This is a genomic window from Pseudomonas sp. AC211 (assembly GCF_979258055.1).
Genome location: NZ_OZ409830.1, coordinates 1,062,015 through 1,077,092, shown reverse-complemented (window position 1 = coordinate 1,077,092; position 15,078 = coordinate 1,062,015). Strand labels below are relative to the sequence as shown.

At 60.0% G+C, this 15,078-nt stretch carries 13 protein-coding genes; all 13 read left to right on the top strand.

Going from position 1 to position 15,078, the window contains the following annotated elements; genetic code table 11:
• Positions 1 to 101 precede the first annotated feature (101 nt).
• Positions 102 to 848, top strand: coding sequence for a tyrosine-protein phosphatase (locus tag ACZZZP_RS05195; RefSeq protein WP_463382022.1), 747 nt, complete (start codon positions 102 to 104; stop codon positions 846 to 848).
• The gene (locus ACZZZP_RS05190) at positions 845 to 1,624 is read left to right on the top strand and encodes a hypothetical protein (RefSeq protein ID WP_463382021.1); all 780 of its coding nucleotides are present in this window, start codon (positions 845 to 847) and stop codon (positions 1,622 to 1,624) included. Before ACZZZP_RS05195 ends, ACZZZP_RS05190 begins: the two co-directional genes overlap by 4 nt.
• The gene (locus ACZZZP_RS05185) at positions 1,625 to 3,019 is read left to right on the top strand and encodes an undecaprenyl-phosphate glucose phosphotransferase (protein ID WP_122492590.1); all 1,395 of its coding nucleotides are present in this window, start codon (positions 1,625 to 1,627) and stop codon (positions 3,017 to 3,019) included.
• A gap of 97 nt (positions 3,020 to 3,116) precedes the next feature.
• Complete coding sequence (locus ACZZZP_RS05180; RefSeq protein ID WP_463536327.1) at positions 3,117 to 4,580, top strand: hypothetical protein; 1,464 nt, start codon at positions 3,117 to 3,119, stop codon at positions 4,578 to 4,580.
• A complete protein-coding gene (locus tag ACZZZP_RS05175) occupies positions 4,574 to 5,839 on the top strand; it encodes an oligosaccharide flippase family protein (protein ID WP_463382019.1) in 1,266 nt (421 codons plus the stop codon). Before ACZZZP_RS05180 ends, ACZZZP_RS05175 begins: the two co-directional genes overlap by 7 nt.
• 11 nt (positions 5,840 to 5,850) lie before the next feature.
• Entirely contained in the window at positions 5,851 to 6,774 is a 924-nt protein-coding gene (locus ACZZZP_RS05170) for a glycosyltransferase family 2 protein (protein ID WP_122492593.1), read from the top strand.
• Positions 6,775 to 6,973: 199 nt separating this feature from the next.
• Complete coding sequence (locus ACZZZP_RS05165; RefSeq protein ID WP_163016499.1) at positions 6,974 to 8,122, top strand: glycosyltransferase family 4 protein; 1,149 nt, start codon at positions 6,974 to 6,976, stop codon at positions 8,120 to 8,122.
• A 61-nt stretch (positions 8,123 to 8,183) separates the two neighbouring features.
• The gene (locus ACZZZP_RS05160; RefSeq protein WP_463382018.1) at positions 8,184 to 9,203 is read left to right on the top strand and encodes a polysaccharide pyruvyl transferase family protein; all 1,020 of its coding nucleotides are present in this window, start codon (positions 8,184 to 8,186) and stop codon (positions 9,201 to 9,203) included.
• A 59-nt stretch (positions 9,204 to 9,262) separates the two neighbouring features.
• Positions 9,263 to 10,324, top strand: coding sequence for a glycosyltransferase family 4 protein (locus tag ACZZZP_RS05155; protein ID WP_463382017.1), 1,062 nt, complete (start codon positions 9,263 to 9,265; stop codon positions 10,322 to 10,324).
• Positions 10,321 to 11,475, top strand: coding sequence for a glycosyltransferase (locus ACZZZP_RS05150; protein ID WP_463382016.1), 1,155 nt, complete (start codon positions 10,321 to 10,323; stop codon positions 11,473 to 11,475). The genes ACZZZP_RS05155 and ACZZZP_RS05150 overlap by 4 nt, the downstream gene beginning before the upstream one ends.
• A gap of 20 nt (positions 11,476 to 11,495) precedes the next feature.
• Complete coding sequence (locus ACZZZP_RS05145; protein ID WP_463536326.1) at positions 11,496 to 12,905, top strand: mannose-1-phosphate guanylyltransferase/mannose-6-phosphate isomerase; 1,410 nt, start codon at positions 11,496 to 11,498, stop codon at positions 12,903 to 12,905.
• Between the two features lie 96 nt (positions 12,906 to 13,001).
• Entirely contained in the window at positions 13,002 to 14,021 is a 1,020-nt protein-coding gene (locus tag ACZZZP_RS05140) for an NAD-dependent epimerase/dehydratase family protein (protein WP_463382015.1), read from the top strand.
• 18 nt (positions 14,022 to 14,039) lie between these two features.
• Positions 14,040 to 15,062, top strand: a complete 1,023-nt coding sequence (galE, locus tag ACZZZP_RS05135) for a UDP-glucose 4-epimerase GalE (protein ID WP_463382014.1) — start codon at positions 14,040 to 14,042, stop codon at positions 15,060 to 15,062.
• Positions 15,063 to 15,078 lie beyond the last annotated feature (16 nt).

Genomic DNA, 15,078 nt, shown 5'->3' with positions numbered 1-15,078 from the left:
TCATGGATTACCGTTCCACCCCTTTAAATCCGCCGTTCTCTGCCTGGTGGTGACCGTTGTAAATGGGGTCACGACCTGCGTGAGCTACGCCCGGAGGCAACATGATCGACCTGCACTCACATTTATTACCTGGCATCGATGACGGTGCCGAAACCATGGACCAGGCATTGGAAATGGCTGCGCATGCGGTCGCCTGCGGAACCACCCACATGGTTTGCACGCCGCACCTGCATCCGGGTCGCTACCACAACACCAAAGCCAGCATTCGCGGTGCGGTGTCGCAATTCGCCCAGGCGTTGGCCCGTGCCGGTATTCCATTGCAAGTGAGTGCAGCGGCCGAAGCACGTTTTGACTCAGACCTTCTGACCCTGGCCATGAAGGGCCAACTGCCCTTCCTTGGCGAGTGGAATGGGCGTCAGGTGCTGCTGCTTGAATTCCCCCACAGCGAAATTCCGCGCCAGGCTGAAAAGCTCACCGGCTGGATGCTGAAGAACAATATTCAACCGCTGATTGCTCACCCAGAACGCAACAAAGAATTAATGGGCGCTGGTAATCACAAACGAATCGAACCCTTTCTGGCCCAAGGCTGTCTGTTGCAGGTCACCGCTGGGGCAGTCGCCGGTTACTTCGGTAGTCCGGCTCAGGAATTGGCCGAACGCTTCCTTCTGGAAGGCCAGGTCACCGTACTCGCCAGCGATGCGCACAACATGAAACACCGTCCACCAGACCTGCGCCCCGGCCTTGAACACGCCGCTGAGTTAATCGGCGAATCAGCCGCGCGCCTGTTGGTAGACGACAACCCGTGGCGTATTGCCCGAAGCCATTTTGCCGCCGCGAGTGCCGCATGACCGATACACCGCTACAACAGCCATCGCCGCAACAGCCGCCTCGCACCGAGCGCCGTGGCAACCGCCAGCCGCCCAAGCCGCAGTCGCCGCTGTATCGCGCACTGACCGGTGTGTGCCTGGTGGGTTCGTTGGCGGCCTTGGTGCCGGCGGCGCAAATGGCCGTTGCCGGTTTGGCCAGCTACCGCACCGAAACCACCCTGCACCGCTGGCAAGCCAGCGGCCAGGTCCCGGCTCAAGCCAAGTGGCAGCAGACCCTGCGCGCCGCGCAATTGGCCAATGCCTGGTACCCGGTGGCCAGCGGCACATACCTCGAACAACTGGGCCAGGTGTACAGCTGGCGCGCCTTCGATCAACCCGTTGGCGCCGACAGCGCTCACGAATCGCGCCTGTTGTCGGCTGCTGCCTATCGCCACTCGGCGCGGGCACGGCCGACCTGGCCGACCACCTGGGCGCACCTGGCCCAAAGCAAATACGCCCTGGGGGAAGTCGACAACGAATTCGCCCAGGCACTCAAGCAAGCAAACGAGTGGGGCCCGTCTCGGCCCGATGTTCAGTTGGAACTTGCAAGCATTGGCCTACGCGCGTGGCCACTGCTGAATCACCAACAACGCGTCGATGCTGTCACTTCTGCACGCCAAGCCATGGATAGCACGAAACAAGCTGCGAACTCCCTGTTCGCCATCGCCCAGGCCAACGGCCTGGAACAAACGCTCTGCACGAGCGTTGGCGATAGCAACGGGGCCCGAAACTACTGCACGCGTGGAGGTAACCAATAAATGACTTCCCAACACAGCAACCTCATGGCGAATCGTCGTGGCCTGACCTTTTGGGGTCAATGGGTCACTGCCATGTTCCTTGCCAACCTGGTTCTCACCGCTTTGGTGGTGATGAAATTCGGCTCGATTCCGAGTGAATACCGGGTTCTCGGCATTCTCACCATTCTCGGCTCGGTGCCCTGCTATGCCGCTTTGCAGGTCTACCACAAACGCCATCGCCTGCTGTCGGGCATGGGCCGTTTGCTGGCCGGCTGGTGCTTGTTGCTGGGCGCGTTGATGACCATCGCGTTTGCTACTCAGACCACCGGCGTGTACTCGCGTGAAGTGGTATTCAGCTGGGCGATTCTTGGCTTCACTGTCCAGGTGCTCAGCTATATCCCACTGCGCATGATCACCCGTCTGCACTCGCGCAAACTGCGCAAGGATCGTCGTTCGGTCATCGTCGGCACCGGTACGCTGGCCAAAGACCTCGCCGAAAAACTCAGCCACCCAAGCCGCGTGCCGTTGATTGGCATGATCGCTACGGAAAAGAGCAAGGCCGACGACAACTGCGACCTGCCGATTCTGGGCAACCTCAACGAACTGCGTGATGTGATCGAGCGCGAGAACATCCGCCGCGTTTACATCGCCGTGCCGCTGGGCGAAGTGCAGCACATCGAGAACATCTACATCGACCTGCTCGACATGAGCGTGGACGTGGTGTGGATTCCCGACTTCGGCTCGATGTTGTTGCTTAACCAGTCGATCTCCGAAATCGAACACATGCCGGCCATCTACCTCAACGAAAGCCCGATCAGCTCGCACCCGGCGGCCCTGTTCGCCAAGGAAGCCATGGAGCGCACCCTCGCGGCCATCGCCCTGCTGCTGCTGAGCCCGGTTTTGATTGGTATCGCCATCGCGGTGCGCCGCTCCTCCCCTGGCCCGATCCTGTTCAAGCAGGAACGCCACGGCTGGAACGGTGAAGTGATCAAGGTGTGGAAATTCCGCTCGATGCGGGTTCACGCACCGGAGACCGTGGTGAAACAAGCCACGCGCAACGACGACCGCATTACCCCGGTTGGCCGTTTCATTCGCCGTACCTCGCTGGACGAACTGCCGCAATTGTTCAACGTGGTGTTTGGTGAAATGGCGCTGGTGGGGCCACGTCCACACGCCGTTACCCACAACATCTACTACACCGACAAGATTCGCGCGTACATGGCCCGTCACCGCATCAAACCGGGCATCACCGGTCTGGCGCAGATCACCGGTCACCGTGGCGAAACCGAGACCATCGACAAGATGCAGCAGCGGGTTAACCAGGACCTCAACTACATCAACCAATGGTCGCTGTGGCTGGACGTGAAAATCCTGATCAAAACGCCGTTCACCCTGTTGTCGAAAAACATTTACTAAGCCGATCAGCCCCGTGCTTGCCACGGGGCTTTTTTTGGGCCGCCGCACTTTTTATTCGTCACCCTTTCACTTAACTGTCAGAGCACCGATCCGAACCATGGAAGCCATTCCAATCGCCTTATTCTGGGGTTTCGTACTCCTCAGCCTGTTCGGCAAGCCCCATGCTCTGCTGTACCTTTTTTTCGGCTCGTTCTCTTTTGGCGCCTTTGCCGTCATTCCCTCTGCCCTCACCGGCGGCCTGACCCTGACGCCAACGCCCATCGTGGTGTTGCTGATTGTGGCGCGCACCCTGTGCAGCCGTCCGGGCGTGGAATTTTTCGTCAGCGCGGCGCTGACGCCTAAACGCCTATTGCTGCTGTTTCTGTATTGGGTGGTGGCGCTGTTCGTCACGGTGTTTATGCCGCGCCTGTTTATGAACGAAGTCACCATCATTCCGGTGCGCCTGGAGCTGTCGACCTTCGGCGAACCGCTGCGTCCTTCCACGCAAAACTTCTCGCAGATGGCCTACCTGACCATCTCGGTATTTGCGGTATTCGCCTTCACCCGCTTGATGCGCGACGCGAACATTCGCCAGCAAGCGCTCAAGGCGATCTGCCTGGGTGGTGCCCTGGCGCTGTTCACCGGGTTGCTCGACTTCGCCAGCCAGTTCGTGCCGCTCGACGCGGTGCTGGCGCCGTTTCGTACCGCCACCTATGCCCTGATGACCGAAGTGGAAATTCTCGGCGGCAAACGCGTGGTGGGGCTGATGCCTGAAGCGTCGGCGTATGGCTTCCTGTGCATCACCTTCCTGGGTCTGATTTATTTCTTCCGCCACGGTATTCGCGACCGCTGGCTGCGCGAGACCGGTGCGCCGATGTTGATCATCGGCCTGATCGGCATGATCTGGCTGTCGACCTCCTCGGCGGCGTATGTCGGCCTGGTGGTGTTCTTTCTCGCTGCCGCCCTGGAATGGACGGTACGCAAAAGCTCACGCAATCCGGGCAAAGGCTTGGGCGTGGAATTCTGGACGGTGTGGAGTGCGATCATCCTGGTGGGCCTGGTCGTGCTGTTCGCCCCTGCCCTGCTCGACCCGATCGTGGAAAAGGTCAACGAAATGGTCTTGAACAAATCCAAGACCAGCTCCTATGAAGAACGCAGCATGTGGACCGCCGTTGGCTGGCAAGCGCTGTGGGACACCTGGGGCGTCGGCGTTGGTATCGGCGCCACCCGCACCTCGAACTTCGCCGCGGCGGTGTTCAGCAATAGCGGCTTGATTGGCGGTTTCCTGTACTTCGCGTTCGTGTGGCAATCCATGCGCCGCAAGATTCCGGCCGGCCCCGAGGCGGTTAACAGCCAGTCGATTCTCAACGGTGTGCGTTATGCCTACATCCCAACATTCATCGTGAGTCTGTTGATCGGCACCACGCCAGACTTCAACAACTACAACGCATTTCTGTATGCCACGGCCTTGGCAGTGGCGCTCGGTTCGCGCAAACAACCCGTGCCGACCCCGGCATTTGGGCAAGGCCCGTGGCGGCCTTTGACCGGCAATCCTCAGGCGGGTGAGTTACCACGATGGTGAAGTCCAAGGACGCGAGCGCTAACAAGTCCCGCGCTGATTTTTTCTTTGTGTATTTGGCTTACACCCTGCGTTACCTCTACTTGCTGTTGCTGATCCCGTTCTACGGTCGCGTGCTGGGCGTGGAAGGTTATGGCGTGGTGCTGGCGGCAATGTCGTTAATGACCATTGCCTGGCGTTTTGTCGAGTGGGGTTTTGCCACCATCGGCATGCGCGAAATGGCCACGGCCACGCCCGACCGCTTCGGCGTGTTGATGGGCCATCACCTCAGCGCCCGCCTGCTGCTCACGGTCGCCGCGATTCTTGGCGGCGCCGCTGCAATCATGCTTTCGCCGGTACTGGCAGCGCATCCGATTGCGGGTGCAGCAGCCGTCACCCTGGGCATCGTGTCGGCGTTCAACCTGGGCTGGTATTTCGTCGGCAGCCATCGTCCACGGGCAGCGGTGAAACTGGAAGTGCTCGGGTTCGCGGTCAGCCTGGTATTGATTTTCGCCTTGGTGCGCGACGAAGACGACAGCGGCTTGGTGCTGCTCTCGCTGCTCTGCTCCGGGGTTGTGGCCTCGGGCTTTGCCTACTGGCAAGTGCGCAAGGAAATGACCGGCGCCACCTTTGGGATCAAGCAAGGCGTGCAGCTGATTCGCCAGTCGAGCACGGTGTTCTTGTACACCGGCACCTCAGCGCTGCTAGTGGCGTCGTCGACGTACTTGCTGAGTATTTTGTCCACCTCGGCCGAGGTCGGCTCGTTCGGCGCGGCCGAGCGGCTGATTGCCGTGGGCTTGAGCGTGATGGGCCCGGCCGGGCAGATCTTCGTGCCGAAGATCACCGCCCTGTTCGTCAAGGACGTCAACGGCGCTCACGCGCTAATTCGAAAAGCGTTTCTGCTGATTCTCGGCATCGGCATGGCCGGTCTGGGATGCAGCCTGTTACTGGGTCCGTGGGTGGTGCCGATCATCTTCGGTCCTGGTTTTGAAAACAGCGTGCCGGTGCTGCAACTGATGGCTGTGCTCTTCCCCATCAGTGGCTGCAATCTGGTACTCGCCAGCTATGTGCTGATCCCGCAGCACAAGGAAAGCGTGTTGGCAAAAGTGGTGCTGGCCGGTGCGGCGATCAGCCTGTTGATCGCGGTGCCGCTCGGTATGCATTTTGGGGGGATGGGCATGGCTGTGGCCCGTCTCGTAGGTGAGTCGATTGTGCTGATCAGCCTGACTTACTACTGCTGGAAAATGGGCATTCTGGCTCGTATCTTCAACGTTAAAAAATGATGGATTTTCCAATGAAGGCATTCGTCGTAATCGCCACGAAAGGGCGCGCCAAAGAGACTTACGTTCTGCTCGACTACCTCGAGCGTCAGACCGAGAAACCAGCGCATGTGGTGTTAGTGGGCAGTGAAGCTAAAGACGTTGAAGGATTGGAAGCTCATCCCCTGGTCACCAGCGGCCAAGGCAGCATTTTGCTGTCGCGCGCTGGCCTCACGATTCAACGCAACGCCGGGCTCGATGCACTCGCGCCCCTGGTAGCCGATCTACCTGGCAGTGAATGGTTCGTCACCTTCTACGACGACGACTTCCGCCCAGCGCCTAACTGGCTGGAAAGCGCTGGCAAAGCCATGCTGCTGGATCGCCAGATCATGGGCGTTACCGGCAACGTATTGGCCGACGGCGTGAACAGCGAATTCGGTGTATCCGAAGCCGATGCCGCCGCCTACATCAGCGGCCAGAAGCCGGCTGAAAATCACTGGTCGAGCTCCTCGAAACAGAAAGACCTCAGCGGCCTGTACGGCTGCAACATGGCCTACCTGGGCACCGTGGCCACGACTCTGCGCTTCGATGAAAACCTGCCCATGTACGGCTGGCAGGAAGACTTCGACTACTCCAGCCGCACCCGCCAGTACGGTCGCGTGGTGTTGGAGCCAAGCTGCCGCGGTGTGCACCTGGGCGTCAGCTCTGGCCGTACCAGCGGCGTGCGCTTTGGTTACTCGCAAATCGCCAACCCGATTTTCCTCGCTCGCAAGGGCACCATGACCTGGCGTACCGCTGCCAAACTCATGTCCAAGAACCTGCTCGCAAACATTGCGAAAACCCTGTTCATGGTTCGCATAAAAGACTTCCCGGGCCGTCTACGTGGGAACTTTCGCGCCTTCAGCGATCTGATCACCGGCAAGCTCAATCCTCTGCACGTTCTGGACTTAAAGCAGTAACCAGCGCGCGCGTATAACAACAAAAAACCACGCGTCAGCCCGTTGCGTATCGACATGCATCGGGGCTCCTTTGCGCTGCGTTTAGCTGGCGGTCTACGCAAGGCCTGCGTCACAAGCACGGGTCTTATTTTCGGTATCGGTAAGCAGTACTGGCCGGCATGTGATGTCGGTCGGTGTGTGGGAATACAAGGAGATTTACATGGCGACCGCAGCAGTGACGTACCTGCCACAACCTGCGAGCAAAATAGGGATAGACGGGGATGCGTTGCGCAAACCGCTGTCCGGTGTCGGTCAATATGTGTTCAATCTCTGCAAAGAGCTCGATCGCCTGCTGCCCAACGCGCTGTTTTTTGTGTACACCCGGCTTCCTGCGGACAAGGTGGCAGTGCCTTCCGAGCGCTGGGTGATTCGACAGGAAAGCCACCCGCTGGCGCGCAAGCTTCCTTCGTTTCTGTGGTTGAAAACGCGCGGCGCGCAAATGGCCCGCCGCGACAACCTCGACGTGTTCTGGGCCGGGCGCACCATTCACCCCGGCACCCACGTGGCACGCCGTACGGTGGTGACCGTGCACGACCTCAACCACCGCCTGGTGCCCAAGACCATGGAGTGGGCCACGCGCCTGTCGCACATGCTCTGGTTCGACCGCGATGTGCGCAGCGCCGATGCGATTTTCACCAACTCGCAGGGCACTTCGGATCGTTTGTTGAAATGGGTAGGTCGCGCCGCTGACCTGGTGATTCACCCGGGCGTGCGGGCCGACTTCCACCCCATCAACGCCGCCGACCGCGAACACGCCCTCCCCGCGCTGCAAGCCTTGGGCATTGTTCCGCCTTACGTGCTGGCCGTCTCGACGCTGGAGCCGCGCAAGAACATCGGCATGTTGGTCGAAGCGTTCGTCAAGCTGAAACAGAGCGGCGCGCTGGCAGAACACAAGTTGGTTTTGGTCGGCGCCAAGGGCTGGCAGAACAAAGAACTCGCGCAAAAAATCGAGGACCACACCTCGCTTGGCATCGTGCTTCCCGGCTACGTGCCGGACGAGTTGATGCCCGCTGTGTTTGCCCTCGCCGACGTGTTGGTCATGCCGTCGCTGTATGAAGGGTTCGGTATGCCGGTGCTCGAAGCGCGCGCCGTGGGTACGCCGGTCATCGTCTCCGATATTCCCGAACTGAAAGAGGCGGCCGACGGTCAAGGCGAAGTGGTCAATCCGGTGCTGGGCGAAATCGAAAAGGCATTGCTGGAAATGCCTCACGTGTCGGTCGAAGAACGACAGAGCGCCAACGGTGAGATTTTCACCTGGGCCAACTCGGCGCAACGGATGAGTGACTTCCTCACGGAGAAGAAAAACTGATCGCGTTTTTCCTTTTTTATCGAGCCTCAGGTCACCTCCCTTTGCAGAGCGATACACGTATATGGTGATTATTTTTTCCGGTCATTTGATCAACCTCGGCGACGCGCTGATTGCCCTGCGCGAAGCCAAACACTTTCAAAGCAAGGGCCACAAGGTTGTGGTTTGCCCATGGGAAGAAGCGCACGTTGAGCTGCGCGACGACTTTGCCAAGCTGGGCATCGACATCGTGCCCATCCGCAACCAACCGATCAAAGCGCTGCTGCTGTGCATGCGTGCCCACCTGATTTTCGGCGGCGGACACATGGTGCGCGAGCAGGTGTCGACGTTCTGGCTGGGCTTCATCACGCTAGCGTTTTTTCTCAGCCGCCTGTTTGGCCATCGCGTGGTGATCGCCGGCGTGGGTGTCAGCAAGGTGCAGCATTCGCTGCGGGCCAAGCTGTACCGCGCTATGTTGCGTCTGGCCACGGTGGCCTATGTGCGCGACCCGGTATCCGAACAGGTGCTGCGCGATCTGGCGCCAGCCAGCACGGGCAAAATTCACCTGGGCGGCGACATGGCCTTTATCGGCGGCCCGATTGAAAGCTTGCCCGCCACCGGCATCTGCATGGTGGCGCCGGCTGTAGATAAAAGCGAAAACCGCAGCGTCGACCACGACGAAATTCTGCAGGTGCTCAACTCCCTCAAGCACCAAGGCCTCAAACGCGTGACGTTGGTGTCCCACGATATTCGTGACGACTTCGACCTGCAGGCCTGCCGGGAAATCAAAGCGTACCTGGACGGCAAAATCGACGTGCCCATCGACATTCTGCCGATCAGCGATTTGAGTTCCGGGCTGCTGCCGGCTTACCGCGAAGCCAGCTGGGTAATCACCGCGCGGCTGCACGGGCTGATCCTCGCCTCGCTCAATGGCGCCACGGTTTACTACACCGAAGCCTCGAGCAAGAAGCTGCAGTATTTCGCCGAGTTTTTTGGCTACACCTCGGCGCGCAAGGAAAACCTCACGGCGACTTCACGCGACGGTCTGGCGCAAATCACCAGCAACCTGTCGAACCGCGCCGAAAATTCAGTCGCAACGCTATAAAAGACTGAACCAGTTATGGCCTTTTCGCTCTCACACAACCTCGACCTTTCGCGCATTAAATGGGGCGTTCCAGTTTGATCTACGTAAATGCGCGATTCCTCACGCAAGCCATGACCGGCGTGCAACGGTATTCCCTGGAAGTCAGCTTGCAATTGCGCGAGCAGATGCCGGAAATCCGCTTCGTTGCACCCCGCAATATCGTTCAACACGAAGCCGCTCAAGCACTGGGCGTCGAGTTGGTCGGCAACCGCACCGGGCACGCCTGGGAGCAGCTCGACCTGCCGAAGTTTTTGCGCAGCCAGGGCTCGCCGCTGTTGGTCAATTTGGCCAACACCGCGCCCTTGCTGTACAGCAACAAACTCTCGACGTTGCATGACATCGCCTTCGAGCGCTTCCCGGAAAATTTCTCGTGGAAGTTCCGTACGGCGTATCAGCTGGCCACGCCACGCACCATCAGAACCTCGAAAAAGGTGCTGACGGTCAGCGAGTTTTCCAAGCAGGAAATCTGCGCGGTCTACAACATCGCGCCCGAACGCGTGGTGGTGGTGCCCAACGCTGTTTCCGGCGAATTCAGCCCGCAGCCGCACGACGTGGCCGAGCCGTATTTGCTGGCGGTGTCATCACTCAACACGCAGAAGAATTTCCACGGCCTGGTCGATGCGTTCAGCGTGCTGAAACAGAGCAGCCATAAGCTCTACATCGTCGGCTCACTGAACAAGAATTTCGCTGACCCCGGGTTGGTGAAAAAGATCGAAACCGACAGCCGCATCAAGCTGCTCGGCCGCGTTACGGATGAGGAGCTGGTGCGCTTGTACAGCGGTGCAACTGCCTTTGTGTACCCCTCGTTCTATGAGGGCTTCGGCCTGCCACCGCTGGAAGCGCAAGCCTGCGACTGCCCAGTGATTGCGGCCAATGCTGCGAGCCTGCCGGAAGTGTGCGGCGACTCGGCGCTGTACTGCTCGCCTTATGACGTCAACGACATTGCCAAACAAATGGACGTGCTTATTTCCAGTCCGCAGCTGGCTCAGTCCCTTCGCGAGAAGGGCCGCGCCAATATCCAGCGCTACAGCTGGGCAGCCTCGGCCTCACGCCTTCTACAGGTGATACGGGAGTTCCAATGAAAGTCGCAATCATCCATTACTGGTGGCTCAGCAATCGTGGCGGCGAAGCCGTGTGTTCGGCGCTCGTGGAGTTGTTCCCGCACGCGGACCTGTTTATCCATGTGTGCAACGAAGACGTTGTGCGCAAAGCCTTGCCCAGCACCTTCACCGGCACCATCAACACCACGTTTATTTCGCGCCTGCCCGGTGCGAAGAAGCACTACCAGAAATACCTGCCGTTTATGCCGATGGCCCTGGAGCAGCTCGATCTGTCGGCATACGACCTGATTCTGAGCAGTGAATCCGGCCCGGCCAAAGGCGTGGTCACGCGCCCTGACGCCGTGCACATCTGCTACTGCCATTCGCCGATGCGCTATGTGTGGGACATGTACCACGAGTACCTGTCGGGCGCCGGTCGTTTGATTCGTACGCTGTTCCCGTTCGTGTCGCACTGGCTGCGTGTGTGGGATCGCTTGTCGGCGGACCGCGTTGACCAGTTCATCGCCAACTCCAACTTTGTGGCCCAGCGCATTCGCAAGTTTTACCGCCGCGATGCCGAGGTGATTTACCCGCCGGTAAACACCACTGAATTCAGCCCGAACGAAGCCCGTGGCGACTTCTACCTGTGCCTCGGCCAACTGGTCGCCTACAAGCGTGCCGACCTGGCCGTGGAAGCCTTCAACCAGCTCGGTTTGCCGTTGGTGGTTGTGGGCGAAGGTGAGCTGTTCGAGCGCCTGAAAACCATCGCCAAACCCAACGTGAAACTGATGGGCCGCCAGCCCTTCGCGGAAATCAAAGACCTGCTGCAACGCTGCCGCGGTCTGGTGTTCCCCGGCATGGAAGACTTCGGCATTGTGCCGGTGGAAGCCATGGCTGCAGGCGCCCCGGTTATCGCCTACGGTAAAGGTGGCGCCCTGGAAACGGTTATCCACGGCAAGACCGGCATTCTGTTCCCGGAGCAGACCGTCGAGTCTCTGATTCAAGCGATTCAGCAGGTAGAAAGCGGCGCGGTCACCTTCGACCCGGCGACCCTGCATGAACACGCGGCCACCTTCGACAAGAGCATTTTCAAGCAGCGCATCCAAGCGTTCGTCGATGACGCGTTGCTGGGCTCCGGCCCCGCCGTACAACGCACCCTTACCACCACTGCGCGTCCAGCCCTTACTGAATAAACGCAACAAGGAGGTCTACCATGCTTCTACCTATCATCATGGCTGGCGGTTCCGGCTCACGTCTGTGGCCACTGTCGCGCCAACTGAACCCCAAACAATTCCTGCAACTGGCCGACGCCCAGCTGTCGATGCTGCAAGCCACCATCTCGCGGCTCAAGGGGCTGGATATCGCCCTGCCCCGCTTGATCTGCAACGAGCAGCATCGCTTCCTCGCCGCTGAGCAACTGCGTCAGCTGGACATGGAAAAATCCAACATTCTGCTCGAACCGGTCGGCCGCAACACGGCGCCGGCCATTGCCCTGGCCGCGCTGCAAGCGGTGAGCGACGGTCAAGACCCGCTGCTGCTGGTTCTGGCAGCTGATCACCTGATCAAAAACGTCGACGCCTTCCACGCCGCCGTGCGCACCGCCATGCCGCTGGCCGAAGCCGGCAAGTTGGTGACCTTCGGCATCGTGCCGGATCACCCGGAAACCGGTTACGGCTATATCGAGAAAGGCGCCGCCACCGGCGACGGCGGTTTTGCCGTCAGCCAGTTCGTGGAAAAACCGGACCTGGCTACCGCCACCGATTACCTCAAGAGCGGCGACTTCCTGTGGAACAGCGGCATGTTCCTGTTCCGCGCCAGCCGCTACCTGCAAGAGCTCGAGCGCTTCCAACCGGAAATTCTCGAAGCCTGCAAAAAATCCCTGGCCGGCGGCCAGCTGGACCTGCACTTCACCCGCGTGGACGCAGCCGAATTCGCCCTGTGCCCCGATGACTCCATCGACTACGCGGTCATGGAAAAAACCGCCGACGCCGTGGTCGTGCCATTGGATGCGGGCTGGAGCGACATCGGTTCGTGGTCGGCGCTGTGGGATGTCAGCGAGAAAGACACACACGGCAACGTGCTCAAAGGCGACGTGCTGCACCACAACAGCACCAACACCTATGTGCATGCCAGCAGCCGTCTGGTGACCCTGGTGGGCGTGGAAGACCTGGTGATCGTCGAAACCAAAGACGCGATCATGGTGGCGCACAAAAACAATGTGCAAGACGTGAAGAAAATCGTTGAGCAACTCAAAGAGAGCGGCCGCAACGAACACGTCAACCACCGCGAGGTTTATCGCCCGTGGGGTGTGTACGACTCCATCGACGACGGCCATCGCTACCAGGTCAAACGCATCACCGTGAAGCCGGGCGCCAAGCTCTCGGTGCAGATGCACCACCACCGCGCCGAGCACTGGATTGTGGTGAGCGGCACCGCCAAAGTTACCAATGGCGACACCACCTTCCTGGTCACTGAAAACCAGTCGACCTACATTCCGATTGGCCAGGTTCACGCCCTGGAGAACCCCGGTGTAATTCCCCTTGAACTGATCGAAGTGCAGTCCGGTCCGTATCTGGGCGAAGACGACATCGTGCGGTTCGAAGACAAATACGGTCGCGCCTGATCCCTTCAGGTTGCCCGTAGCCACGCCGGTGCCCTGCACCGGCGATGCGCCTCCCGCAAGTTGCTTCCCGCATACATGAATTGAAGGATGGAACAGATGAACTGCGCCGTGATTTTTGGTGGCTCGGGTTTTATTGGCGTGTTCTTCGCCAAACAACTGCTTGCCAAAGGTGGTTACGACAAGGTCTACCTGTTCGACAAAGAGCAGGTCACCCAGAAGCCATTCCCCTACCGTGCTCGCCTGGTGCATGAAAGCCCTGAGATCGTTGAGATCAATGGCGACGTACGCCAGCCCATCAGTTGGAAGCCGGAAGAAACCGTCGCCCTGATCGCCAACTTCGCCGCCGTGCACAGAGAGCCCGGCCACGAAGATTACGAGTACTACGAAACCAACCTGCTGGGCGCTGAACACGTCACCGCCTGGGCCGAACAGGTGGGCTGCAACGACCTGATTTTCACCAGCTCGATTTCGCCGTACGGCCCAAGCGAAGACCAGAAAGACGAACGCACCCTGCCCGTTCCGGCCACTGCTTACGGCGGCTCGAAACTGGCCGCCGAGAAGATTCACCAGACCTGGCTGGCGGCCGACAAGGCCAACCGCCACCTGGTGATCGTGCGTCCGGGCGTGGTGTTTGGGCCGGGCGAAGGCGGCAACGTCTCGCGTCTGGTCAAGGCCGTGATCAAGCGTTACTTCTTTTACATGGGCAACCGCACCACGCGTAAAGCCGGCACCTATGTGAAAGAGCTGTGCGCCGCGATGCTCTGGGTACTGGAACGTCAGAAAGAACAAGGCGGGCATTTCTCGCTGTTCAACATGACCATGAACCCCGGCCCGTCGATTTCCGAATACGTGGAAACCGTGTGCAGCGTCGCCGCCATCGAACGCAAAGTGCCCGCCGTGCCTTACCCGCTGCTGCTCGGCGTGGCGTACAGCATTGACGCCATCGCCCGGCCGCTGGGCATCAAGCACCCGTTCAGCCCGGTACGCATCCGCAAGCTGGTGCGTTCCAACAACGTACTGCCGCATTTCCTTGTAGAAAACGGCTACCCCTACCAGTACAGCCTGGCCACCGCCTTCGCTGACTGGAAAACCAGCTGCCCGGATGAGTGGCGCTAACAACAGGCGGGATGCCCCATGAGCGAAACCATTCTGGTCACCGGCGGCGCCGGTTATATCGGCTCGCACACCACCTTAGCCCTGCTGGAAGCGGGGTATCAGGTGGTGGTGTTGGACAACCTGTGCAACAGCTCCCCGGAGTCGTTGCACCGGGTGGAAAAAATCTGCGGCAAGCAGGCCGAATTCATTCAAGGCGACATCCGTGATCGGGTGTTGCTGGATGAAGTGTTCGCCTCGCGCTCCATCAGCGCCCTGCTGCACTTCGCCGGCCTGAAAGCGGTCGGCGAAAGCGTGGCCAAGCCGTTGGACTACTACGAGAACAACGTCGCCGGCAGCGTCACGCTGTGTCAGGCCATGGCGGCGGCCGGCGTTTACCGGCTGGTGTTCAGCTCGTCCGCCACGGTGTACGGCGAACCGACGCAAATGCCGATTCGCGAAGACTTCCCCACCGGCGTACCGACCAACCCTTACGGGCGCTCGAAGCTGATGGTCGAAGAGCTGCTGCAAGACCTGGCCCGCTCCGAGCCGCGCTGGAGCATCGCCTTGCTGCGTTACTTCAACCCGGTGGGCGCTCACAGCAGCGGCCTGATCGGCGAAGACCCCAACGGCATTCCCAACAATTTGCTGCCGTACATCAGCCAGGTTGCCATCGGCAAACTCAAGCAGTTGTCGGTGTTTGGCAATGACTACCCCACCGTCGACGGCACCGGCGTGCGTGATTACATCCACGTCGAAGACCTCGCCGACGGACACCTGAAGGCCTTGCAAACCATCGCTGGCGACAGCGGCGTGAAGGTCTGGAACCTGGGCACGGGCCAAGGCTACAGCGTGCTTGAAATGCTCAAGGCATTTGAAGCGGCTAGCGGCCAGGCGGTGCCTTACCAAATCGTGCCGCGTCGCCCTGGCGACATCGCCGAATGCTGGGCCGACCCCGCCAAAGCGGCCAGCGAGCTGGGCTGGAAAGCCGAGCGCGGCCTCGACCAGATGATGAGCGACACCTGGCGTTGGCAGTCTGCCAACCCACAGGGCTACGCCAAGTAATACGCCACACCGGAAA

Coding starts and splice junctions, on each gene's coding strand:
- ACZZZP_RS05185 (WP_122492590.1), top strand. CDS start 1,625: ATGACTTCCCAACACAGCAACCTCATGGCGAATCGTCGTGGCCTGACC.
- ACZZZP_RS05145 (WP_463536326.1), top strand. CDS start 11,496: ATGCTTCTACCTATCATCATGGCTGGCGGTTCCGGCTCACGTCTGTGG.
- ACZZZP_RS05175 (WP_463382019.1), top strand. CDS start 4,574: ATGGTGAAGTCCAAGGACGCGAGCGCTAACAAGTCCCGCGCTGATTTT.
- ACZZZP_RS05170 (WP_122492593.1), top strand. CDS start 5,851: ATGAAGGCATTCGTCGTAATCGCCACGAAAGGGCGCGCCAAAGAGACT.
- ACZZZP_RS05190 (WP_463382021.1), top strand. CDS start 845: ATGACCGATACACCGCTACAACAGCCATCGCCGCAACAGCCGCCTCGC.
- ACZZZP_RS05195 (WP_463382022.1), top strand. CDS start 102: ATGATCGACCTGCACTCACATTTATTACCTGGCATCGATGACGGTGCC.
- ACZZZP_RS05150 (WP_463382016.1), top strand. CDS start 10,321: ATGAAAGTCGCAATCATCCATTACTGGTGGCTCAGCAATCGTGGCGGC.
- ACZZZP_RS05155 (WP_463382017.1), top strand. CDS start 9,263: ATGGGGCGTTCCAGTTTGATCTACGTAAATGCGCGATTCCTCACGCAA.
- galE (WP_463382014.1), top strand. CDS start 14,040: ATGAGCGAAACCATTCTGGTCACCGGCGGCGCCGGTTATATCGGCTCG.
- ACZZZP_RS05140 (WP_463382015.1), top strand. CDS start 13,002: ATGAACTGCGCCGTGATTTTTGGTGGCTCGGGTTTTATTGGCGTGTTC.
- ACZZZP_RS05180 (WP_463536327.1), top strand. CDS start 3,117: ATGGAAGCCATTCCAATCGCCTTATTCTGGGGTTTCGTACTCCTCAGC.
- ACZZZP_RS05165 (WP_163016499.1), top strand. CDS start 6,974: ATGGCGACCGCAGCAGTGACGTACCTGCCACAACCTGCGAGCAAAATA.
- ACZZZP_RS05160 (WP_463382018.1), top strand. CDS start 8,184: ATGGTGATTATTTTTTCCGGTCATTTGATCAACCTCGGCGACGCGCTG.